This is a genomic window from Thiomonas sp. UBA7699, from assembly GCF_002482605.1.
GTDB lineage: Bacteria > Pseudomonadota > Gammaproteobacteria > Burkholderiales > Burkholderiaceae_C > Thiomonas > Thiomonas arsenitoxydans.
Genome location: NZ_DLGH01000019.1, coordinates 45,017 through 67,999, shown reverse-complemented (window position 1 = coordinate 67,999; position 22,983 = coordinate 45,017). Strand labels below are relative to the sequence as shown.

General features: G+C 63.0%; 23 protein-coding genes. 14 read left to right on the top strand and 9 right to left on the bottom strand.

Features of this window, described 5'->3' with window-relative positions; translation table 11 throughout:
- Positions 1-32 precede the first annotated feature (32 nt).
- Both B3H47_RS08550 and B3H47_RS08545 read right to left on the bottom strand, forming a co-directional pair.
- Positions 33-335, bottom strand: coding sequence for an NAD(P) transhydrogenase subunit alpha (locus B3H47_RS08550; RefSeq protein WP_013122565.1), 303 nt, complete (start codon positions 333-335; stop codon positions 33-35).
- A 43-nt stretch (positions 336-378) separates the two neighbouring features.
- Positions 379-1,500, bottom strand: coding sequence for a Re/Si-specific NAD(P)(+) transhydrogenase subunit alpha (locus tag B3H47_RS08545; RefSeq protein WP_286986726.1), 1,122 nt, complete (start codon positions 1,498-1,500; stop codon positions 379-381).
- Between the two features lie 238 nt (positions 1,501-1,738).
- On the opposite strand from B3H47_RS08545, the gene B3H47_RS08540 reads away from it, so the two are divergent.
- Together B3H47_RS08540 and mnmA are read left to right on the top strand one after the other, a co-directional pair.
- Positions 1,739-2,227 (top strand): NUDIX hydrolase, encoded by a 489-nt coding sequence (locus B3H47_RS08540; protein ID WP_286986725.1) that lies wholly within the window; start codon positions 1,739-1,741, stop codon positions 2,225-2,227.
- A gap of 27 nt (positions 2,228-2,254) precedes the next feature.
- Positions 2,255-3,361 carry a tRNA 2-thiouridine(34) synthase MnmA gene (gene mnmA, locus B3H47_RS08535; RefSeq protein WP_286986724.1) on the top strand — a complete coding sequence of 369 codons (1,107 nt, stop codon included), beginning with the start codon at positions 2,255-2,257 and terminating at the stop codon, positions 3,359-3,361.
- Between the two features lie 6 nt (positions 3,362-3,367).
- Here the strand turns inward: mnmA and B3H47_RS08530 are convergent, their stop codons facing one another.
- The 7 genes from B3H47_RS08530 to B3H47_RS08500 all read right to left on the bottom strand — a co-directional run bounded on the left by B3H47_RS08530 (position 3,368) and on the right by B3H47_RS08500 (position 11,731).
- Complete coding sequence (locus B3H47_RS08530; protein ID WP_141130520.1) at positions 3,368-3,661, bottom strand: metal-sensing transcriptional repressor; 294 nt, start codon at positions 3,659-3,661, stop codon at positions 3,368-3,370.
- A 105-nt stretch (positions 3,662-3,766) separates the two neighbouring features.
- Entirely contained in the window at positions 3,767-4,774 is a 1,008-nt protein-coding gene (locus B3H47_RS08525; RefSeq protein ID WP_286986723.1) for an SLAC1 anion channel family protein, read from the bottom strand.
- A gap of 12 nt (positions 4,775-4,786) precedes the next feature.
- Positions 4,787-5,011, bottom strand: coding sequence for a YgaP family membrane protein (locus B3H47_RS08520; protein WP_013105126.1), 225 nt, complete (start codon positions 5,009-5,011; stop codon positions 4,787-4,789).
- A 38-nt stretch (positions 5,012-5,049) separates the two neighbouring features.
- A complete protein-coding gene (locus B3H47_RS08515) occupies positions 5,050-8,376 on the bottom strand; it encodes an efflux RND transporter permease subunit (protein ID WP_286986722.1) in 3,327 nt (1,108 codons plus the stop codon).
- Positions 8,369-9,460: an efflux RND transporter periplasmic adaptor subunit gene (locus B3H47_RS08510; RefSeq protein WP_013105124.1), complete on the bottom strand. Its 1,092-nt coding sequence runs from the start codon at positions 9,458-9,460 to the stop codon at positions 8,369-8,371. Before B3H47_RS08510 ends, B3H47_RS08515 begins: the two co-directional genes overlap by 8 nt.
- Positions 9,461-9,556: 96 nt before the next feature.
- A complete protein-coding gene (locus B3H47_RS08505) occupies positions 9,557-11,029 on the bottom strand; it encodes a TolC family protein (protein ID WP_286986721.1) in 1,473 nt (490 codons plus the stop codon).
- 261 nt (positions 11,030-11,290) lie between these two features.
- Complete coding sequence (locus B3H47_RS08500) at positions 11,291-11,731, bottom strand: thioredoxin fold domain-containing protein (RefSeq protein ID WP_286986720.1); 441 nt, start codon at positions 11,729-11,731, stop codon at positions 11,291-11,293.
- 219 nt (positions 11,732-11,950) lie between these two features.
- Here B3H47_RS08500 and B3H47_RS08495 point away from each other — a divergent pair, with 219 nt between their 5' ends.
- The 12 genes from B3H47_RS08495 to B3H47_RS08440 all read left to right on the top strand — a co-directional run bounded on the left by B3H47_RS08495 (position 11,951) and on the right by B3H47_RS08440 (position 22,980).
- Positions 11,951-12,523 carry a hypothetical protein gene (locus tag B3H47_RS08495; RefSeq protein ID WP_286986719.1) on the top strand — a complete coding sequence of 191 codons (573 nt, stop codon included), beginning with the start codon at positions 11,951-11,953 and terminating at the stop codon, positions 12,521-12,523.
- A gap of 50 nt (positions 12,524-12,573) precedes the next feature.
- Positions 12,574-13,035, top strand: coding sequence for a PTS sugar transporter subunit IIA (locus B3H47_RS08490; RefSeq protein WP_286986718.1), 462 nt, complete (start codon positions 12,574-12,576; stop codon positions 13,033-13,035).
- Entirely contained in the window at positions 13,004-13,273 is a 270-nt protein-coding gene (locus tag B3H47_RS08485) for an HPr family phosphocarrier protein (RefSeq protein WP_013105118.1), read from the top strand. Before B3H47_RS08490 ends, B3H47_RS08485 begins: the two co-directional genes overlap by 32 nt.
- 108 nt (positions 13,274-13,381) lie before the next feature.
- A complete protein-coding gene (locus tag B3H47_RS08480; protein WP_286986717.1) occupies positions 13,382-13,954 on the top strand; it encodes a Spy/CpxP family protein refolding chaperone in 573 nt (190 codons plus the stop codon).
- 83 nt (positions 13,955-14,037) lie between these two features.
- On the top strand, positions 14,038-14,784 hold the full coding sequence (locus B3H47_RS08475) for a response regulator (RefSeq protein ID WP_286986716.1): 747 nt from the start codon (positions 14,038-14,040) through the stop codon (positions 14,782-14,784).
- Positions 14,785-14,786: 2 nt separating this feature from the next.
- Positions 14,787-15,890 (top strand): sensor histidine kinase, encoded by a 1,104-nt coding sequence (locus B3H47_RS08470; protein ID WP_286986715.1) that lies wholly within the window; start codon positions 14,787-14,789, stop codon positions 15,888-15,890.
- A 243-nt stretch (positions 15,891-16,133) separates the two neighbouring features.
- The gene (locus B3H47_RS08465; RefSeq protein ID WP_286986714.1) at positions 16,134-17,000 is read left to right on the top strand and encodes an ABC transporter substrate-binding protein; all 867 of its coding nucleotides are present in this window, start codon (positions 16,134-16,136) and stop codon (positions 16,998-17,000) included.
- Between the two features lie 156 nt (positions 17,001-17,156).
- Positions 17,157-18,026: an ABC transporter substrate-binding protein gene (locus B3H47_RS08460; RefSeq protein ID WP_286986713.1), complete on the top strand. Its 870-nt coding sequence runs from the start codon at positions 17,157-17,159 to the stop codon at positions 18,024-18,026.
- Positions 18,027-18,083: 57 nt separating this feature from the next.
- Positions 18,084-18,974, top strand: a complete 891-nt coding sequence (locus B3H47_RS08455; protein ID WP_286986712.1) for an amino acid ABC transporter permease — start codon at positions 18,084-18,086, stop codon at positions 18,972-18,974.
- Positions 18,971-19,735: an amino acid ABC transporter ATP-binding protein gene (locus B3H47_RS08450; protein WP_276707060.1), complete on the top strand. Its 765-nt coding sequence runs from the start codon at positions 18,971-18,973 to the stop codon at positions 19,733-19,735. Before B3H47_RS08455 ends, B3H47_RS08450 begins: the two co-directional genes overlap by 4 nt.
- Before the next feature lie 79 nt (positions 19,736-19,814).
- A complete protein-coding gene (locus B3H47_RS08445) occupies positions 19,815-20,795 on the top strand; it encodes a TAXI family TRAP transporter solute-binding subunit (protein ID WP_286986711.1) in 981 nt (326 codons plus the stop codon).
- A 100-nt stretch (positions 20,796-20,895) separates the two neighbouring features.
- Positions 20,896-22,980 carry a TRAP transporter permease gene (locus B3H47_RS08440; protein WP_286986710.1) on the top strand — a complete coding sequence of 695 codons (2,085 nt, stop codon included), beginning with the start codon at positions 20,896-20,898 and terminating at the stop codon, positions 22,978-22,980.
- Positions 22,981-22,983: the final 3 nt, after the last annotated feature.

Sequence of the window (22,983 nt, the reverse complement as noted above, 5' to 3'; positions counted from 1 at the left end):
GCGGTAACGTCAGGTATCCATTGGGGTGTGATTTAGCTCTTGCCGGCTGTTTTCTTTTTGAACATGGCCAGCATGCGCCGCGTCACGAGAAAGCCGCCGAATACATTGACCGCTGCCAGCGCAACCGCGAGGGTTCCCATGATTTTGCCCAGAGGCGTCACGGTCAACGCGGCGGCCAGCATGGCGCCCACGATGATGATGGCGGATATGGCGTTGGTCACCGCCATCAGCGGGGTATGCAAAGCCGGGGTGACATTCCAGACCACGTGGTAGCCCACATAAATTGCCAAAACAAAAATAGTGAAATTGATCACCAGAGGAGATATTTCATGCATGGTTCAGTCCTTGTTCAGGATGAAAATCATTGACAGGGGGAAATCAGGCCGTCTTGCGCAGCAACTGTCCATCGCGGCACATCAGGCAGGCGGCGACGATGTCGTCTTCCATATTCACCACAAAACCCTTTTCCTTGTCGAACACCAGTTTCAGAAAATCGAGCACGTTTCGCGCGTACAGAGACGATGCATCGGCGGCCACGAGGGCGGGCAGATTGGTTTCGCCCACCAGGGTCACGCCATGCTTGACCACAATTTTTCCGGCTTCGGTCAAAGGGCAGTTGCCACCCTGCGCCGCGGCCATGTCGATAATCACCGAGCCCGGCTTCATCGACTTGACCATTTCCTCGGTAATCAGCACCGGCGCCCGGCGGCCCGGAATCAGCGCCGTGGAAATGACCACATTGGCCTGCTTGACCCGCTCGGCAACAAGGGCGGATTGCCGCTGCATCCAACTGGCGGGCATCGGACGGGCATAACCGCCGACGCCTTGGGCAATATCGCGCTCTTCATCGGTTTCGAAAGGCACGTCGATGAACTTCGCGCCCAGCGACTCGATCTGCTCTTTGACCGCAGGGCGCACGTCCGAAGCCTCGATCACCGCGCCCAGGCGTTTTGCCGTGGCAATGGCCTGTAAACCCGCCACCCCGGCACCCAGAATCACCACGCGCGCAGCCTTGACCGTGCCCGCCGCCGTCATCAGCATGGGCATGAAGCGCTGGTAAAGATTGGCCGCCAGCATGACGGCCTTATAACCGCCGATATTGGCCTGGCTGGACAACACGTCCATGCTCTGCGCCCGCGAGGTACGCGGCGCCGCTTCGAGCGCAAACGCCGTCAGCCCTGCGTCGGTCATGGCCTGCAAGCCTTCGGCGTTGAATGGGTCGAGCATGCCGACCAATACGGTGCCGGTCTTCATCAGCCCGAGTTCCTCGGCTGTGGGAGGCCTGACCTTGAGCACCATTTCGGCCGCAAAGGCCTCGGCGCGATCGCCGACGGTGGCGCCTACGGCGATGTAATCTGCGTCAGGGGCGTCGGCGCGCAGGCCGGCATCGGCTTGCATCACCACGGTGTGCCCCTGGGCAATCAGTTTTTTGACTGTTTCCGGTGTTGCTGCAACACGGGCTTCGCCGGCCAAAGTTTCTGCCGGAATGCCGATACGCATGGAGTCTCTCCTTTGAAGTCTGCTTTATCGGGGTCTGAACGCAGCACGAACACGAGATCGTTTCAGCCCCACTCAGTCGGAACAAATCTGCTTGCCTAAGCAATAGATCCAAGCGCAGCATTATCCCGCGTTTTCCCTAAGATTGCTGCAGCGCAAATTACGTACATCAGGAAATCTCTTTTGCTTTTTTTAATATTTTGCATCAAGCCCTATTTCTATTTCTTGCATTCTTGCCGCCATGCACTCTGATCCCTCTGCGCGTCCTCGCGTCACGGTTGCCGCCATCGTCGAACAGACCGGTCGTTTTCTGCTCGTGGAAGAGCAGACGGCGGGTGGCTTGCGCCTGAACCAGCCCGCAGGCCATCTGGAAGTGGGTGAAAGCCCGCTACAGGGCGCGGTACGTGAAGCACTGGAAGAAACCGGCCGGGTGTTCGTCCCCACCGGCCTGGTGGGCGTGTACCTGTCGCGCACCCACCGTCACACTGCAAGCGGCCATCAGGATGTGAGCTATCTGCGACTCGCGTTCTGCGGCGAAGTCTCCGCTGCAGACCCCGGACGCGCGCTGGACGAGGGCATCGAGCGCACGTTGTGGATGGACCTCGACGCCCTGCGCGCCAGTGCCAGCCGTCATCGCAGCCCGCTGGTGTTGCGCTGCGTCGAGGATTACTTGCGGGGGCAGCGCTACCCCCTGGAACTGATCGCCACCGACCCGAGTGTGTTCGGTTGAGCCCAGCCTTCTTTCTACAATTTGCGCATGACATCTTCTTCTCGCGGCACCGTTGTGGTCGGGCTTTCCGGCGGGGTCGATTCCTCCGTTTCCGCCTGGCTGCTTAAACAGCAGGGCTACACGGTCGTTGGCCTATTCATGAAAAACTGGGAAGACGACGATGACAGCGAATACTGCTCCACGCGTCAAGACTGGCTCGACGCCGCGAGCGTGGCCGACCGCATCGGCATCGATATCGAGGCGGTGAATTTCGCCGCGGAATACAAAGAGCGGGTGTTTGCCGATTTCCTGCGCGAATATGCCGCCGGACGCACGCCCAACCCGGACGTGCTGTGCAACGCCGAGATCAAGTTCAAGGCCTTTCTCGACCATGCCATGCGCCTGGGCGCAGACCGCATCGCCACCGGGCATTACGCGCGGGTGCGTGAGACCGACCACGGCTTCGAGCTGCTACGCGGGCTGGACGCCTCGAAAGACCAGAGCTACTTTCTGCACCGACTCAATCAGGCGCAGCTCGCGCGCACGCTGTTTCCGGTGGGCGAGCTGAACAAGACCGAAGTGCGCAAAGTGGCCGAGGCGATAGGCCTGCACAACGCCCGCAAAAAAGACTCCACCGGCATCTGCTTCATCGGCGAGCGCCCGTTTCGCGACTTTCTCAGCCGCTACCTGCCCACGCAACCCGGCGCGATGAAAACCCCGGAGGGCAAGACGGTAGGCGAGCATCTGGGACTGGCGTTCTACACCCTCGGACAGCGCAAAGGCATCGGCCTGGGGGGAAGCAAGAGCGGCAACGGCGAGCCCTGGTTCGTGGCCGGAAAAGATCTGGAACGCAATCAACTCATCGTGGCACAAGGCCACGATCATCCGCTGCTGCTAAGCCACACGCTGCAGGCGCTGTCGGCCAGTTGGGTGTCGGGCACGGCGCCCGCTGAAGGAGCCTGTGGCTACGGTGCGAAGACCCGTTATCGTCAGGTGGACGCCGCTTGCCGTTTTCAGTACCAGGGCCCTGAGCGCTTCACCTTGAAGTTCGACGCACCGCAATGGGCGGTGACACCAGGACAGTCTGCGGTGCTGTATGACGGCGAGGTCTGCCTGGGCGGCGGCATCATCGAGGCCGCATCGAGGAACGACTGAAAATTTTCAGTTCATCCGGGCCAGCAGGGTTTCAACTTCGTCGAGCATGGCGCTGAGCCTGGGCTGCTCGCCGCCCTCGGTGGGCTCCAAACGCCCGTCGAGTTCCTGCTCCAGAAAGCACACGGTCATGCGCACAAAAGTGCTGTCGAGCGCCTTGCGCACGGCTGAGAGCTGCTGAGCCACCTTCAGGCAGGGTTCGCCCTCTTCGATCATTCGCTGCACGCCGCGCATCTGCCCTTCGGCACGCTTGAGGCGGTTGAGAATGTCCGTGCGAGAGGCTTCGTTGGTCAGAACTGACATGGTGATGGCTCCGGGAATCTGTATGGGCTTGGTGCTGCGTTTCATCCAATCTTCTCCATCATAGGCGAGCGGCTCGAATCCGTCGGCCGCGCTCCCCAAGCCCATTTAAGCCGCATGAATCAACGCCACCGGTTCAGGTGCGAGCAAGCTGCCATCGCGCAGGCCGCGCGCCGTCGCCAGGGTCAACCAGCCGATGATCACCGAGGCCAGCGCCAGCGCCAGAATGGCAAAGGTCTGCATCGCGCCGTTTTGCGTCATGAGGGCGAGGTGCATCGACAGTCCGGCAAACGCGGCCAAGGGGAAGGACAGCGCCCAGTGGCCGATGGTGAAGGCCTCCTGCATCATCGGCTTGAAAGACAGAAAGCTCAGGATGACGAAGAACAGCGCAATGCCCCACGCCCCTTCCAGTGCCTCGACGGGTGCGCCCAACTGGGCAAGGCCCAGGCCGCCGGCCGCCGGAGGTGCTACTGTGATGAACAGCATGGGCAAGAGCTTGCGCGGCAGCCTGCCGAAGGCCGTGACGCGCACCATGAACAGCACCTGCACCACGACAAAAAACAGTGCACCGATGGTCCACTGCGCCACGGACCAGATCTGAAAACCGAGGGCGACACCGGCAAAGGGCACTACGACATTGCCCGCCGCAGCCAGAAAGAGCGCAGGGGTAATGCCCGCCCAGTTGGAGCCTTTGTCAGTCGCTGCGCTCTGCCGCAGGCGATGAAAGACCCAGACCGTCGCAGCCAACTGAGCCAAGGCGCCGAACATCCAAAATCCAGCCATCCAGACGTTGTTGGCGCCCAGCACCTGCACGGCAAAGCCGGCTATCACCAGCATCGCCATGGGCACCAGGGCCAGCACGGAATGACGCACGGGGTGGCGCACATCGGCCAACCAGTCGGATGCATGCCGCTGCAATCTCAGCCCGGCAAGCAGCGCGAGCAAGCCCAGCGCGCCGATGGCGGCCCAGCCCAGCACTTGCGAGATCATGGCTGCGGGTTCACCGAGCAGGGCCGTGGCCTGATGCCAAGCCAAAGCGAGGCCGCCCCAGCCCAGCACCACGGCAAACCAGCCGGGCGCGAGGAACTTGAGGCGGGGATGAGCCGAACGTGCCATCACCCTGCCCGATCAGCCGCAGCAGTTGGCTTTGGAATCGGGCACACCCAGTTTGCGCAGGAAAAAGCCCAGCGGGCACAGATTGGTGAAACCGAACTGCAGCAGATTGGCGCCCACAAAACCGGTAAACAGCAGGAACCACTGCGAGACGAAGATCGGGCTCGCGGGTGCGCCCAACAGCACTGAGATCAGGATGAATGTGCCGGCAATGACACGGATATAGCGTTCGACAGTCATTTGAAAATCTCCAAGGTTGTGTTGTTGAATCGTCAGATTCAGGTCGTCAGCACACGTTCAGCCGGTGCGGCCGGAGCCTTGGGCGGAACTTTGGGCTTCACCCGGATCTGCCAGACGTAGTAGAGCAGAGGGATGACGAGCAGGGTGAGGATGGTGGACAGCAAGGTGCCGAAGATCAGCGACACTGCCAGGCCGCCAAACACCGGATCGGACACCATGATGGCCGAGCCGAACATGATGGCCAGCGCCGTGAGCAGAATCGGCCGCAGGCGCACTGCCCCTGCCTGCGCGACCGACTCTTGCAGGCTGTAGCCGCGAGCCCGGTAATCGAGGATGAAGTCGATGAGCAGCAGCGAGTTGCGCACCACCACGCCCGCGAGCGCGATGACCCCGATCATCGAGGTGGCGGTGAACGACTGATGCGTGATCCAGTGGCCGGGGAACACGCCGATCAGCGTCAGCGGAATGGCCCCCATCACAATGACCGGCAGCAGGAAGGACTTGTAATACGCCACCAGCAGCAGGTAGATGAACACCAGCGCCACCATGAAGGCCGCGCCCAGATCGCGGAACACGTCGAGCGTAAGGCGCATTTCGCCGCCCCACAGCAGTTGATAGCCCTTGAGGTCGCTCGCTGGAGTTTCGGTGAAGCCGAGATTGCCGGTGGTGAAGGTGGTGCCGTTGGCCAGCTTCTTGCCGTCGAGCATGGAGTTCAGGCTCAGGGTGGCATAGACCGGGCTGGAATGAATCATTTCGCCGCCCACATAAACCACGGGATGCTGGTCACGGCTGTAGATCGGCTTGGCCAGCGTGGTCTTCTCCACCGTGGCGATGCTCGAGAGCGGAATGACCTTGCCTTGCGCATTCTGGATCGGCACGTCGAGCAGTTGCTGCGGGCTCTGGCGATCGGCGCGCGGCACGCGCACGATGATGTTGACCGGCTCCAGCGCGTTGCTGTCATGCACCGCACCGACCTTCAGCCCCGACACATAGTTGTGCAGCAGCTGGATGATCTGCCCCGGCACGATGCCCGACATCGCCGCTTTCTGGCGGTCGATCTTGATGCGGTATTCCGAAGATGTGGACGTCACCGAGTCGTCCTGGTTCATCAGGCCATAGGTTTTGTCGAAATCGCCCAGCACGTCTTTCGCGGAGGAGCGCAGAGTCGCATAGCTCGGGCCATACAGCTCGGCCATGACCTGCGCACGCACCGGCGGGCCCGGCGGGGTTTCGAACAGTTTGATGAAGGTCGATGGGAAACGCGCGCGCGCCGGGGCGAGCTGCTCGTAGAGCTTCTGCACGATGGCATGCGACTCCACCGAGCGCTCGTCCTTGCCCACCAGATTGACGCGAATCTGCGCAAAGTTGTCGCCGCGCTTGAGCATGTCGCCGCGCACCAGCGAGGCGAAGTCGATCGGCGCCGCCTGCCCAACGAAGGTCTGGTAATCGACCACATAAGGATTGGTCGCCAGCACATCGCCCACCGCACGCGCCACCTGATCGGTGCGCTCGAGCGTCGAGCCCGCCGGGGTGTCGATCTGCACCAGGAAGGTATTGGTGTTGTCGTTGGGCAGCATCTTGAGTTCGACGCCCAGAGCCGACAAAGGGCCGTTCATGCCCGAGGGGCGGATGAACTGCCAGGCCGGCATCAGCATGGCCACGATGAGCAGCAGCAGCACGGCGAGGAACATCAGGTTGCGTTGAACACGGTTGCGCAACAGCGGCTCGATCAGTTTCAGATACGCCGTGTGCAGCTTGTCCTGCTTGTGCGCGCCTTCTTCTTCCAGGCTGCTGCTGTGCGCCAGCGCCTCGCGCATCGCTTTTTTGCTCAGCCAGACGCGCGCCGCCCAGGGCACCACGGTATAGGCCAAGATCAGCGAGGCGATCATCGCCACCGGTACGTTGATCGGAATGGGCCGCATGAAGGGCCCCATCATGCCGCTGACAAAAGCCATCGGCACGAAGGCCAAAATCACCGCCAGCGTGGCCATATTGGTGGGATTGCCGATCTCGTTGGTCGCCTGAATCACCGTTCGATTGAAGTTCTTGACCGGCCCGCCATGCAGGTGTCGGTGGATGTTCTCGATCACCACAATGGCGCCATCGACCAGCAGACCCAGCGAAAGAATGAGCGCGAACAGGGTGATGCGGTTGATGCTCTGGCCGACGATCAGATCGACCGTGAGCACGGCGAACAGCGTCAGCGGCACGGTGAGCGTCACGATGCCGGCCTCGCGCCAGCCGAGGAAAAACCACAGCAGCAGCGACACGCTGACAATGGCGATGCCCAGATGCTCCACCAGCGTGTTCACCGCCTCGTTGGCCTTGTGGCCGTCGTCGCGGGTCACGGTGACATGCACCCCCTGCGGCAGCGCATAGCTCTCGATCTCGCTGAGCTTGGCGAGCACATCGTGCACCACGACCACCGCATTGGTGCCCGATTTTTTGGCGATGGCAAGGGTGACCGCGCTCATCTCCTGGCCATGCGGCTTGCCCTTGGCGGCCAGGCCCCAGGCGAAGTGCGACAGATCGTCCACCTGTTCCGGCCCTTCGGTGACCTTGGCCACATCCTTCAGATAGACAGGCTTGCCGTTTGGCGCGCCGATCAGGATGTCGCCCACCTGCTGTGCGTTGCCGAGGAAGCTGTCGATGCGCACCGGGGTGACCTTGTTGCCATCGACAAGATTACCGATGGGCGCCGCCGCGTTGCTGCCTTGCAGAATCTTGTCGAGCTGTTCGAGCGGAATGCCGGCGGCCGCCAGCTTGCTCGGCGAAATCGCCACGTTCACCGCGCGCGGCGCGCCCCCCACCACTTCGGTGAACGACACTCCGGGCACGTTGCGCAGATGGGCCAGCACTTTTTCGCCGACATCGCGCAGCTGCATGCCATTCATCGTCGCGGACGACAGCGTGAGGGTGAGGATGGGCACGTCGTCCACATTGATCGGCTTGATCACCGGCTGCATCGCCCCCGGGGGAATGCGGTCGAGGTTCTGCATCAACTGGTTGTACATCTTGACCAGGCTTTTTTCCTGGTCTTCGCCCACTTTGAACTGCACTGTGACCACGCCGAAATCGTTGGTCGCATAGCCATAGGTGTGATCGACGCCGGACATCGAGGCCATGATGGCTTCAAGCGGCTTGACTACCAGATTCTGAATCTCCTGCGGCCCGGCCCCCGGCTTGGCGACGATGATGTTCGCCGCCGGCACCACGATCTGCGGGTTGTATTCGCGCGGCGTGACCAGCAGCGCCAACACCCCGGCGAGGGTGAGGCCGACCATGATCAGGGCGGTGATTTTTGATTCGATAAACGCGCGGGCCAGCTTGCCCGCGCTGTTCATGGGAGCCGCATGTTCAGCCACGGTTGCCTCCGCCGATCTTCACGCCGTTTTCCACTGCAGGCAGATTGCTGGTGACAATGGTGTCGTCCGCGTTCAGCCCGGCCTGAATTTCGACATCGGCGCCCATCTCCGCGCCCAGACGCACCAGACGGAAGTGAGCAATGCCGTCCTTATCGACCACGAACACCCCGGTCATTCCGGCGCGATCGACCACGGCGCTTTGCGGCACGCGCAACTGCGGCGAGCTGCCGACGGCAAAGCCCACGCGCACGAAGCTGCCGCTGTCCAGCCCGGCGTTGGCCGGCAGGTCGATCTTCACCGTGTGGGTATGGCTCATCGGATCAGCCACCGGCACGGTCTGGGCGATGGTGCCCTGCAGCGATTTGCCGTTTGCCAGCACCTGCACCTTGTCGCCCACCTTGATCTTGGCGAACACCTCACCCGGCACCTGCGTCGTCACCTGCAGCTTGCCCTGCCCTTCAATCACCAGCACCGGGCGGCCCGGCGCGGCCAGGTCACCCTGATTGGCCATCTTCTGCACCACCACACCGGTAATCGGCGAGGTCACGGAGGAATAGCGCATCTGCGCCGCAGCGGTGTTGTAACCGGCCTGCGCCGCAGCCACCTGCTCCTGCGCCACCTGATAGCGCAGCTGCACCTGATCCCATTGCTGCTTGGGAATGGCTTGTTCCTTGTAAAGATTGCCAAAGCGCTCGAAATCACCCTTGGCGTTGGCCAGATTGGCCTGCGCCTGCGCCAGCCCTGCGCGGGCCTGCGCCACCTGGCCCTGAATGTCGGTGGGATCGACCTGGAACAGCAACTGCCCGGCCTTCACCGTCTGACCTTCTTTGACATTGAGGGTGCGGATATAGCCCATCAACCGCGAGGCGACCTGCACCTGATTGCTCGACATCACCGTGCCCGACAGCAGGGTGAGGTTTTGCTGATCGCTCGAAGCGAGCTTGAGGGTTTGCGCCGCCACCACGCGGGGTGCGGCGGCGGTTTGCGCGGTCTCGGAGGGATGGCCGCAGGCCGACAACAGGGCCGTGGACAGCACGAGGGCCAGCGGCGCGCGGCGCAGCAAAGGCAGGACAGAATGATTCATGGCGGTCATGAGAGAAAGATCAGATTCGAGATCAGATTCGGATGCACTTCGGAAAACGACAGGCTGCGAACGGGAACAGCACCCAGACGGTCGCGCTCAAGGATTGGAAGGGGAGACAGCCGCAACAGCCTGCGCCGTCGCGAGCTGCGCCACCGGCTTGATCGGCTGCGTAGCGTCGAGCGTCAGATCGCCGATGGCTAGCCGCAATGCGGCGCGTTGCAGATTGACCTGCTGCTTGGCCATGATGAGATCCGCACGGGCCTTGTCGAGCTGTGCCTGCGCACCCTGCACTTCCACCAGCGTGCCCACGCCATCGGCATAGCGCTTGCTGACAATGCGCGCGGCTTCCTCCGACTGCTTCACCGCCAGCTCGCGAGTCTTGACCTGATTGGCGGCATCGACCGCCTTGCGATAACTGTCTTGCACCTGCATGCCGAGCTGGTTCTGTTCGCTCTGCAGTTTGGCCTGCAGTTCCATACGCTGGGCCACGGCCTGATCGACCGCGTTGCGCGTCACGCCGCCGTCGAAAATCGTCCAGTTGAGCTGTGCCCCCACGGTGTAGCTGCGCGATTCGAAGCCGAGGTTGGGATCATTGGTATCGAAGCGCGCCATGGCGCCGACTTGCGGATAACGGTCAGCGCGCGCCACCTCGATCTTGCCGCCCGCCGCGGCGATCTGGTGCTGCAGCGCTTGAATTTTCGGATTGCGCTCCATCGCCTGTCCGACCCACGCATTCGGGTCGCCCTCGGGCATGGTCACCATGACTTCCGGCCCCAGGGTGATGGGCTGATTCAGCGGCACACCGAGCACCACATGCAGCGCGTCCATCGCCTGCGCTTCCATATCGGCGGCCTGATCCTGTTGCAGCTTCACGTCTTCCTGACGCACCTGCGCGGAAAGCAAATCGCTCTTGATCACCACGCCTTGCTTGAACAGGCTGTCCACCGTTTTCACCTGGCTTTGCGCCGCTTCCAGCGCCTTGCCCGCCACGCCCTTGAAGGCGCGCGCGGTGTACACGCCGTCATACGCCTGCAGAGCGTGGTAGATGATCTGCTGCCTGGCCGCCTGATCACCGGCCTGCGCCGCCATCAGCATGGAGCGGGCCTGTTGCAGATACCCCTGCAGCTTGCCACCGGTGTAAATCGGCAGCTCGGCCTGGATGCGGGTGTTGAAATTGTTGACCGAACCGGGGTAATTGAGCGAGTTGGGCGCCACGCTCAGCACATTGGGGTTGGTCGGGTCGAACTGCCCGGCGCCGAAATCGTTGAACGTCGCCTGCCGCTGCGACAGCTTGATACCGAAGGCATTGAGTGCGTCGTTGGTGCGGGTCACCCCTGCCGACACCGTGACCTTGGGCATTTTGGCGCCCTCGGCCTGATTGATGCCGGCACGCGCCTGCGCCATCTGCGCCTGCACCCCCATCAGATCGGGGTTTTGCCTCAGCGCCACATCCACCGCCTGGCGGAAATCCAGCGTTTCAGCCTGCGCCGACGCCAAACTCCCCAGAACGTAAAGACAAGCACCTGCCAGCAACCCGACGCGCACGCGTCGAGGTATGGAATCCGTCATCATCCAGCTCCGCCAGAAAGAGGAAATCTAACCAAGGAATGCGTGTAACCGCCCCTGAAGCACCTACACCCTCAGGTGTATAGCCCCCACGCGGGGCAGACTGCTGCCGAGAATAGCCGCCCTGCTGGGCGAGGTCACGCGATATATACAGGCCGGAGTATATCAATACTCATGGGGGTATACGATTTCCCGTTTTGCAGAGGGGCGATTTGTCGCCAAGGCGCGACAAACCTCTCTCCGACCTATCCGACCTATCCGCGCTCAGGCCGCCCCCGGCTTGGCCTTGAGCGCCTGCGCACTTTCTTTCAGCGCGCGGTCGATGAAGGCGCCGTAAAAATCCGCCGTCGGCGCCCCGGTGATGCGCTCGCCGATCTCTTTACCGCCGGGCCCGAAAAACAACACTGTCGGCGCAAGCCGGATGCCGAACTGCCGAGCCAGTTGGACGCCCGTCGTCGGCTTGCCATCAAATCCGGTGACCGGGGTGCGACTGGTGATCTCGATCTGCTGCACCACATAGCCTTCTTTGGCCATGAACTGATACTGAGTGCGCCGCAGCTTTTCGCAAAACGGGCAATTGGGCAGACTGAACATGACGATGAGAGGCTGATCCTTTGCCGCGGCCTGAAGTGCGCTTTGCTGCAGGTTCTGCACCGGCGGCAGGGGCGTTTCCGCCCAAGCCGCGCCTGCCGTCAGGCTCAGCAAAAGCAGTGAAACAAGGCGCAGAAACTGTCGCCACTGTTGGCCTAATGCGACGAAGCCCTCGCGAAGATCGCACTGAGCGCCCCCAGGGCTGGGCTGCACCCAGCCCGCCCCCCGTGGGGGGCAAGGAAACTTGGGGCGGCCCTGCGTTTCCTTGAGAGAAAACACCTTCACCTTCGACATACTGACACCTCGACTCCGAAGTCACGGGATAATGGGGGTATGTTATCCACAGCCCGATACCCAGCGGCAGCGTCGGTGATCCGTTTTTCCACCCTGCTGCTTACCGCTGCGGCGCTTCTCAGCGCCTGCTCTCCCGCACTCGACTGGCGCGATGTGCGACCGAAAGACATCAACATTCTGCTGACCTATCCCTGCAAACCGGAGCAGATCGCGCAGGACGTGGAGCTGGCCGACCAGAAAATAAAAATGAGTATGACCGGCTGCGTGGCCGACAAAATGACCTTTGCGCTCGCCCACGCCCAGCTGCCCAACCCCGCGCTGGCCGCCCAGGCGCTGGCTCAGTTGCATCAGGCCGCGGTGGACAATGTGCATGGCAAGGTCACCTTCTCGTCGCCCGACATTCCCAAAAATGCCACACCGGGTCTGCCAGACGGCCTGGATCTTCGCATCGACGGTCAGACGCCCGACGGCAAGCCGGTGCGAGAGCGGGTTTTGCTGTTCAGCCAGGGCAATAACGTCTATCAGGTCACCGCGCTTGCCCCCACAGACGACTTCAAGGATGAAGCGGCGCAAACTTTCGCCGGATCTGTGAATTTATCCCCCTCCCCCTGAAAACCAGCGACCTATCATGCAAAGCAGGTTCACTCGCCGGTAAGGTTCGTATGCCCGGTCTATTCATCATTGCCCACGCCCCGCTCGCCAGCGCCTTGAAAGAATGCGCCACCCATGTGTACGCCGGATGTCCGCAAAAGTTGCTGGCTTTCGACGTGGCGCCCGACGCCGTGGTCGAAGACACGGCGCAGGCCGCCCTGCCCGCGCTGCGCCAGGCCGCGGCAGATGGCAGCGCCCTGGTGCTGGTCGACGTTTTCGGCGCCACGCCGAGCAATATCGCGCTGCGACTGTCCGAGCTGGCGGGCGACCTCAAGCTCAAGATCGTGGCCGGGGTGAACCTGCCCATGCTGCTGCGGTCGGTGTGCTATCAGGCTGAGTCGCTCGACGGTCTGGCCGCCCGCGCGACGGCTGGCGCCGTTCAGGGCGTGGTTCAGGTTTCCGCAGGCGCCCCACAACAACAGTCCCTCCGCAGTCCTTCTCATGCCGCAACGCATCATTCAAGTCAGCAATAAGCTGGGTTTGCACGCCCGCGCGTCGGCCAAGCTCACCAAGCTCGCGGGACAGTTTCCCTGCGACATTTTCATTTCCAAGGGCGCGCGTCGCGTCAACGCGAAAAGCATCATGGGGGTGATGATGCTGGCGGCGGGCATCGGCTCCACCGTCACCGTCGAAGCCGAAGGCGATCAGGCCGATATCGCCCTCGACGCAGTGCAGGCGCTGTTCGACGACAAGTTCGGCGAAGGCGAGTAAGCGCGGCGCAAGGCCTCGCAGCTTTACATATCTTCACCCCCGCGAGACTTGCGGGCAATCGCCGCCTCGCAAAATGGATACATCGTCACTTCCTTTTCAAGGACTGCCATGAATCCTCAAACCTCTTCTCCTTCCACGTCCGCCAAGGTGTCGCGGCTGCGCCGCACTCTGGGCATGGTCAGCGCCGCAGTCGTCGTCGCCGTGGCCAGCCACGCCGCGCTGGCCAGCGCGCAAACCCCGCCGCCCGATGCCCCCATGCAGCACGGCGCCATGGGGGGCAAGATGGGCCATTGTGGCCCCGGCAAACATGGCGAACGCGGCATGGAGCGCATGCTCTCCAAAGCTGGCGTCAGCCCGGAGCAACGTGAAAAAATGCGCGCGCTGCAAAAACAATCCTGGGAAAAAGCCCGTCCGGAAATGGAGCAAATGCGCGGTCTGATGCAGCAGCGCATGAAGCTGCTAGCCGCGCCGCAGATCGATCGCGGTGCACTCGAGGCCTTGCGCGACAAGCAGATGGCCCTGGCCAACCAGCTCTCGCGCAACCGCACGCAGACGCAGTACGAAATGGCGCAAATCCTCACCCCCGAGCAACGCGCCAAGCTCTACGCCATGATGGAGCACCGCATGGATCGCATGGAACATCGTCACGGCCACGGCATGGGCCCTGGCATGATGCAATAAGGTTTCTTCACAGAGGGGCGCAGGCCGCTTGTCGCGGCCTGTCTGTTTTTACCGAAACTTTGTTTTGCTCAACGGGATTTCCCATGACCCCGCAAACCCGCACCTCCCCCAGCCAGCTGCTGCTGGTTGAGGACGACCTCCGGCTGGCCCAACAGGTCAGCGACTTCCTGCAAAGCGCCGGCTGGCAGGTGACGCATGCGGCCAATGCTGCGCAGGCCGAGGGCGAACTCAACCCGCGGCGCGGTGACGCCCTGGGTTTCGACGCGCTCGTACTCGACCTCATGCTGCCCGACGGCGACGGCCTCGACATCTGCCGCCGCCTGCACACGCACAGCGATCTGCCCGTGCTCATGCTGACGGCGCGCGGCGACCCGTTCGACCGCGTGGTCGGGCTGGAGATCGGCGCCGACGACTATCTCACCAAACCGTTCGAGCCGCGCGAGTTGCTGGCGCGGCTGCGCGCCATTACCCGCCGCCGCGCGGGCAGTCTGTCGCCGCGCGATCCGCAGGCCGAACAAATCCTGCGCTTCGGGCGACTCGATATCGACCCTGCCGCCCGTCAGGCACGCATCGACGGGGAAGACCGGCCGATGACGGCCTACCAGTTCGATCTGCTGCAAGTGCTCGCGCGCCATCCGGGTCGGGTGCTGACGCGCGAGTTCCTGCTGGGCGCCGTCAAGGGGGAATCGCTCGAAGCCTTCGACCGCTCCATCGACGTGCATATCAGCCGCATCCGCGCCGCGATCGAAGACGATCCGCGCCACCCCCGCCGCATTCTCACCCTGCGCGGCGCGGGTTATGTGTTCACCAAATCGCAGGACGGCATCTGAACATGGCTTCGCCCATGCCGCCCGGCGCCGTGCCGACCCCGCCCGCAGCGACGGAGCCCGGAGTAGCCAAGCAGGCCAAACTCTGGAAGCGGCTGTGGATCGCACTGATTCTGGCGCTGCTGGTGCAGGCGCTCGTTTCTGCCCTAGTGTTTCACTGGGTGTTCGAGATGGATCCGCAGCGCGCCCAGTTCCGGCGCGAAGTCTTCCGCGCCTTCATGCAGCAACACGGCATCGGCCCGCCCTCGCCCTGGCGTCATCTGCTGATGTCGCCCTTCTTCGGCACCGTGGTCACCGCCATTCTGCTCAGCCTGGTCACTTACCCCATCATGCGGCGGCTGACCCGGCGGCTGGAAAATCTCCAGCAGGGCGTGCGCGCCTGGGGCGGCGGCGACCTGAGCGCGCGCGTGCCCGTGCAAGGCCGCGACGAAGTGGCGCAACTCGCGCAGAGCTTCAACACCGCCGCCGGGCGAATTGAATCGCTGATGCAGAGCCACAAATCGCTGCTGGCCTACACCTCGCACGAACTGCGCACCCCGCTCACCCGGCTGCGTCTCAGCCTGGAAACGCTGTCCACCCCCGTGCCCGCCGCAGCGCGCGATGTCGCCGCGCGTGCCGCCAAGCACGATCTCGCCGAGCTCGATGCGCTGATCGACGACATCCTGCTCTCCAGTCGACTTGATGCCGCGACCGGACAAACCCTGCAGCTCGAAGAACTGGACCTGCTCGCCCTTCTGGCCGAAGAAGCCGCACGTTTCGACGTTGAAGTGCACGGCGACTGGATCACCCTGCAAGGCGACGAGCGCCTGCTGCGCCGCGCCGTGCGCAACCTGCTCGACAACGCCCAGCGCCACGCGCCGGGCGCCGCGCCGCAAGTCAGCCTGACCGCGGTGCAGGGCGGCGGCATCATCCGCGTCTGCGACCAGGGGCCAGGCATTCCCCCGGCCGATGCGCAGCGCATTTTCGAGCCTTTCGAGNNCGGCGAAGGCACCGGGCTGGGCCTGGCCCTGGTGCGCCGCATCGCCCGCCAGCATGGCGGCGAAGCCCGCTGCCTGCCCCGCGCTGGCGGCGGCACCTGCTTCGAAATCTGGCTCGGACGCAAGCCCTGAGCGCGGCGCCGCCGTTGCCGCCGCGCGCAAGACTGGCGCAATACTTGCTTGGCCCGTGCCTGCTTTCAGAACCTCCCATTGGAGCGACCGAAAGCTCCGGTTTTTTTAATACCATGCGTGACCGGACGCGGAAAGTCGCAGCAAAACAGGGGCTATTCGTTCTGCTTCGAGAGCATCCTGGGCCGCCTGCCATCGCTGGCGAACATCAAAACATCGCAGTTCACACCTCTTAAGGAAAAAATCATGACGTTCACTCTTCGCAAGCTCGCATCGCCGCGCCGTCTGGGCGCGCTGGCGGGTTCCGTGGCGCTGTGCGCGGTTTTCTGCGCCAGCGCATCTGCAACCCCCATCGCCCTGCCGCAGAAATACAAGGAACAAGGCCACCTGACCATCGCTGCCGACGCCACCTATGCGCCGATGGAATTCATCGCCAAGGACGGCAAGACCGTCGTCGGCGCCGACGTCGATCTGGGCAAGGCCATCGCCAAGAAGCTCGGCGTGAAGGCCGATTTCATCAACGCCAGTTTCGACAGCATCATTCCGGCACTGCAGTCGGGCAAGTACGACATGAGCATGTCGTCCTTCACCATCACCAAGAAGCGTGAAGAAGTCGTCGACTTCGTCAGCTATATGACGGCGGGCACCTCGTTCTACGTCAAGGCCAAGGGCGGCCCCAAGGTCAATGGGCTGGCCGATCTGTGCGGCATGTCCGTGGCCGTGGAAAAAGGCACGACCCAGGCCGCAGACGCCACCAAGCAGAGCCAGGAATGCGTGGCCGCTGGCAAGAAGGCCGTGACGGTTTCGGTGTTCCCCGACCAGAACGGCGCCAACCTCGCCATCGTCAGCGGCCGCGCACAAGTGGGCATGGCCGACTCGCCGGTGGCGGCCTGGATCGTTGAAGAGTCTCGCGGTCAGTTCAAGCTGACCGGCGATTCCTACAACTCCGCGCCCTATGGCATTGCGATTCCGAAGAACAGCGGCCTGGCCGAGCCGGTATTGCAAGCCCTCAAGGAAGTGATCGCCAGCGGCGAATACGCCAAGATCCTGCACAAATGGGGCATCACCCAGGGCGGCATCAAAGACCCCGCCATCAACACGGCCGTTCAGTAAGCACCCTCGCAGCCAAGCTACGTAGTCGGCCTGATAAGACTTGGTGCCCTGCGCCCAGGCGGCAAAAAGCCACTTCTGGGGCAGGGCTGCAACCATATCGGCGCTTGCTCGTCCTGGGTCTTCCTCTCTTATCCCCATCAGTTTAGGAATCGAATGATGATTCGCGTTCTCCGAGGCTACGCCTCTTTCCGCCACGGCTTGGGCGCCCTTAGCGCAATCGCAGTAGGCATGACCCTGGTGGCCTCTTCGGCTGCTGCGGCCACGATCGCCCTGCCCGCCAAGTACAAGCAGCAAGGCGAATTGACCTTTGCCTTCAATGCCGCCTACGCGCCCATGGAGTTCATCGCCAATGACGGCAAGACCATGATCGGCCTCGACATCGATCTGGCCAACGCCATTGCAAAAAAACTGGGCGTCAAGGCCAAGTTTGTCCAAGCTGGTTTTGACACCATCATTCCTGGGCTGCAATCGGACAGGTATGACTTGAGCATGTCGTCTTTCACCATCACCAAAAAGCGCGAGGAGGTGATGGACTTCGTCAGCTATTTCACTGCTGGCACTTCCTTCTACGTCAAGGCCAAGGGTGGCCCCGCGGTTGCCTCGTTGGGAGATTTGTGCGGACTGAGCGTGGCTGTGACCAAGGGCACGATTCAATCCGAAGACGCCACCAAGCAGAACCAGGAATGCAAGGCTGCGGGCAAGAAAGGTGTGGACGTGCAGTTCTATCCCGACCAAAACGCCGCCAGCCTGGCTATGGACAGCGGCCGCGCGCAAGTGTGCATGGCCGACTCTCCGGTGGCGGCGTGGATCGTTAAGGAATCGCGCGGCAAGTTCAAGCTTTCGGGTGTGCCCTACAACTCCGCGCCCTACGGCATTGTCATTCCCAAGAACAGCGGCCTGGCCGAGCCGGTGCTGCAGGCGGTCAAGGCGGTCATGGCCGATGGCGAGTACACCAAAATCCTGAAAAAGTGGGGCGCTGAGCAGGGTGCGATCACCACGCCTGAAATCAACCCTGCCGTGCAGTAAGTTCAATCCCCCGCTGTGACCGCGCGCCACAGCGGGTCGCCTGATCGGTTCCATTCCATGCGACCTGACGATATTCAAGCCATCCCGGCCCGACATCCCGGCCGCTGGGTGGCCGCTGCCGCTGTTTTTGTGCTTCTCCTAGCCACGGTCTACTCATTGACGACCAACCCGCGCTTCGAGTGGTCAGTCGTCGGTGAATATTTCTTCTCTGTGCGCATCTTGCACGGTTTGCTGCTCACTCTCGAACTCACCGTGATTTCGATGGTCATCGGCGTGGCGCTGGGCGTGCTGCTGGCGGTCATGCGCCTTTCGCACAACCCGATGGTCTCGAAGGCGAGCTGGTTCTACATCTGGCTCTTCCGCGGTACCCCGGTGCTGGTGCAGATTCTGTTCTGGTTCAACATCACCGCGCTTTACCCCAATATCGGCTTTGGCTCCTGGAGTTTCGATGCCAACAACCTGATCACCCCCTTCGTCGCCGCCATTCTGGCGCTAGGCCTCAACGAAGGCGCTTACATGGCCGAGATCGTGCGCGCGGGCATTCTGTCGGTGGACGAAGGCCAGAGCGAGGCCGGGGCCGCCCTGGGCATGTCGCGGTTGCAGATCATGCGACGCGTGGTGCTGCCGCAAGCCATGCGGGTCATCGTGCCGCCCACCGGCAACGAGGCGATCTCGATGCTCAAGACCACCTCGCTGGTCAGCGTGATCGCCGTAAGCGATTTGCTGTATTCGGCGCAACTCATCTACTCCGTGAACTACCGCACCATTCCGCTGCTGCTGGTGGCCAGCATCTGGTACCTGATCGTGACCACGTTGCTGTCGATCGGTCAGTTCTACATCGAACGCCATTTCGGCCGCAGCGCCACCCGTCAACTGGCCCCCACGCCATTGCAGCGTCTGCGCCAGCTCGCCTTCGGACGGGGCGCAAACAACGAGGTTGCCCAATGAACCAGCCCATGGTCAAGGCCGAAGGCGTGCACAAACGCTTCGGCTCCGTCGAGGTGCTCAAGGGCATTTCGATGGAGGTCGCGCGTGGCGAAGTGGTCTGCCTGTTGGGTGCATCGGGCTCGGGCAAATCCACCTTTCTGCGCTGCATCAACCACCTGGAAAAAATCGACGCCGGCCGTCTGCTGGTCGATGGCGAGTTGGTCGGCTATCGCCAGGTCGGCGAACGGCTGCACGAGTTGCACGACCGCGACATCTGCCGCCACCGCGCCGAAGTCGGCATGGTGTTTCAGCGCTTCAATCTGTTCGGCCACATGACCGCGCTGGAGAACATCATCGAAGCGCCCATGCTGGTGCGCAAAATGCCCAAGGCGCAAGCCACCGAGCGTGCCCGCGAGCTGCTCGCCCGCGTCGGGCTGGCCGATCGCGGCAGCGCCTATCCCAACCAGCTCTCGGGCGGGCAGCAGCAGCGCGTCGCCATCGCCCGCGCACTGGCCATGAGCCCCAAGCTCATGCTGTTCGACGAACCGACCTCTGCGCTCGACCCCGAACTGGTCGGCGAAGTGCTCGACGTCATGAAGTCGCTCGCGCGCGACGGCATGACCATGGTGGTCGTCACCCACGAAATGGGCTTCGCCCGCGAAGTAGCCGACCGCGTGGTGATGATGCACCAGGGGAAAATCATCGAATCCGCGCCGCCGGAGCAGTTTTTCGGCGCGCCGCAGCACGAGCGCACGCGGCAGTTCCTGTCCAAGATTCTCTGAGGTCATTGCCCAATTGCATTTGGCCCCAGAGGCATTAGCATCGTTTCCGTTTGTAACAACACAGCCACGGAGATCGATCATGACTCGCAGCCCCACCTCCCCCGCTCGCCGCCGCGTTCTTGCGCTCGCTGGCGGCGCCGCTTTGCTCTCCCCTCTTGCTCTGCGCCCTGCGTTTGCGGCCGAGTACCTCACCATCGCCACCGGCGGCACCAGCGGCGTGTACTACCCACTAGGCGTTGCGCTCTCACAGATCTACACCAAGGCCATACCTGCGGCCAAGAGTTCAGTCCAGGCGACCAAGGGATCGGTGGAAAACCTCAATCTGCTTGAAGCAGGCCGCGCCGAGCTGGGTTTCTCGCTGGGCGATTCGCTGTCGGACGCCTGGAAAGGCGAGGCCGACGCCGGGTTCAAAGTCCCGCTGAAAAAGCTGCGCACCATGGCGGCGATCTACTCCAACTATGTGCAGATCGTGGCGCGCGAAGATTCGGGCATCAAGACCCTGGCCGACCTGAAAGGCAAGAGTATTTCGGTGGGCGCACCCAAGAGCGGCACCGAACTCAACGCCCGCGCCTTGCTCAAGGCCGCCGGGCTGAGCTACAAAGACTTTTCCAAGGTCGAATACCTGCCTTTCGGCGAATCCGTGGAGCTGATGAAAAACCGTCAGCTCGACGCCACGCTGCAGTCGGCCGGGCTGGGCGTGTCTTCGTTGCGCGATCTGGCTGCGTCGCAAAAAATCGTGGTGGTTCCCGTGCCTGCTGACATCATCGCCAAGGTGGGCGATCCGGCGTATCAAAGCGGGGTCATTCCGGCGAACACCTATGAAGGCCAGACCGCCGCCGTGCCGACTGCGCGCATCCAGAATTTCCTCGTCACCCGCGAAGGGCTGAGCGAAGAGATGGTCTATCAGATGACCAAGGCGATGTTCACCCACCTGCCCGAACTCGTGGCGGCGCACGCCGCGGCCAAGGGCATCAGCCTCAAGGACGCGCCGCTCAATTCGCCCGTGCCGCTGCACCCCGGCGCGGCCAAGTACTACCGCGAAGCGGGTGTGCTGAAGTAAACCCCAGCAAGGCTTTTTCGCCTCGGCCCGCCTGCATGGGCCGTCTCATCCATCGTGTGGCGCCGCCACGAGCGGCCTTCACGCGCCTCGGATTCCAGCCATGAGCACCACCGCCGACGACCTGATCCACACCTCCTCGGAGCCGCACGCCGACAGCGGCCACCAGCGCAGCTTATCCGGCCTTGCCCAGCGCGGCGTCATGGCGGCGGCGCTGGCGTTTTCGGCCTATCAGCTCGTCGTAGCCGCCTTCCACCCGCTGTCGAGCCTGGTGATGCGCTCGCTGCATGTGGGCTTTCTGATGTTGCTGGTGTTCTGGGTCGTGCCGGCGCTCAAGCGCGGGAGCTGGATGCACCGCATTCCGTGGTTCGACTGGTTGCTGGGCGCAGCCGCTTTCGGGCTCGGGCTGTATCACTGGTTTTTCGAAGCCGACCTGATTCAGCGCAGCGGCGACCCGACGCTGTCAGACCTCTGGGTCGGCGCCGCGGTGGTGGTGTTGCTGTTCGAGGCGGCCCGGCGCAGCCTGGGCTTGGCGCTGCCGCTGGTGTGCGCGGCCTTTCTGCTTTACGGCCTGTTCGGCCAGTACCTGCCTGATGCCATCAGCCACCGCGGCTACGGGCTCGACCAGATCATCGGTCAGCTCTATCTCGGCACCGAGGGCATCTACGGCATTCCCACCCTGGTGTCGGCGACCTACATCTTTCTGTTCATTCTGTTCGGCGCGTTTCTCGAACATGCCGGCATGATCCGGCTGTTCAACGCCCTGGCGCTGGGACTGGTGGGCAAGGCGCGCGGCGGCCCGGCCAAGGTGGCCGTCATCTCTTCCGGATTGATGGGCACCATCTCCGGCTCCGGCGTGGCCAATGTGCTCACGGTAGGCCAGTTCACCATTCCGCTGATGAAGCGCTTTGGCTACTCGCCGGTGTTCGCCGGGGCGGTGGAAGCTACGGCCAGTATGGGCGGGCAGATCATGCCGCCGGTCATGGGCGCGGTGGCCTTCATCATGGCCGAAACCCTCAATGTGCCGTATGCCGACATCGTCAAGGCCGCCGTCATTCCGGCCGTGCTCTACTACCTCACCGCGTTCTGGATGGTGCATCTGGAGGCGGGGCGCAAGAAATTGCTCGGCCTGCCTGCCGACCAGATTCCCAACTCCTGGAAGGCGCTGAAGGAAAACTGGCATCTGGCCCTGCCGCTGGCCGCGTTGGTGTGGATGCTGTTCCACGGCTTTACCCCGATGTTCGCCGGCATGATGGGGCTGTCGCTCACCGCCATTCTGCTGCTGGGGGCGGCCATCGCCGCGCGAATTTCGCATACGGCGTTCCGCATGGTGTTCTGGTTTGCCTGCGGTCTGGGCGCGGCGGCGTTTCTACAGTTCGGCATCCTGCCGGTGCTGGGGGTCATTGCGGCGCTGGTCGCCATCAACTTGGTGGTCAAGGGCGGACGTCAGACGCTGCGCGTTTTGCGCGACAGTCTGATCGACGGCGCCCGGCAGGCCCTGCCCGTGGGCATCGCCTGCGCCATCGTCGGCGTGATCGTCGGTGTGCTCACCCTCACCGGCGCGGCCACGAGCTTTGCCGGGTTCATCGTGGACATCGGCGCGCACAGCCTGCTGCTCTCGCTGCTGCTCACCATGGCGGTCTGTCTGGTTTTGGGCATGGGCATTCCCACCATCCCGAACTACATCATCACCAGTTCGATCGCCGCGCCCGCCCTGCTCAAGCTGGGCGTGCCGCTCATCGTCAGCCATATGTTCGTGTTCTATTTCGGCATCATGGCCGACCTAACGCCGCCGGTGGCGCTGGCCGCGTTCGCCGCAGCCTCTGTGGCCAAGGCTTCGCCGATGCGCATTGGCTTCAAGGCCACGCAGATCGCGTTGGCGGGCTTCGTTGTGCCGTATATGGCGGTGTACGACCCGCAGCTCATGCTGCAAGGCGACTGGACCTGGCTGGGTGTGGCCTATGTGACGTCCAAGGCCATTCTGGCCATTGTGCTGTGGGGCGCGGTGGCCGTGGGCTATCTGCGCGGACCGATGTCGGTGCTTGAACGCCTGCTGGCGTTCTGCGCTGCCGCCTTGCTGATCACTGCCCTGCCGATGACCGACGAGGCCGGGTTCGCCTTGGCGGCCATCGTGCTGCTCTGGCATGGCCTGCGCGCACGCGGACTGGCCGCACAGGCGACGACCTGAAAG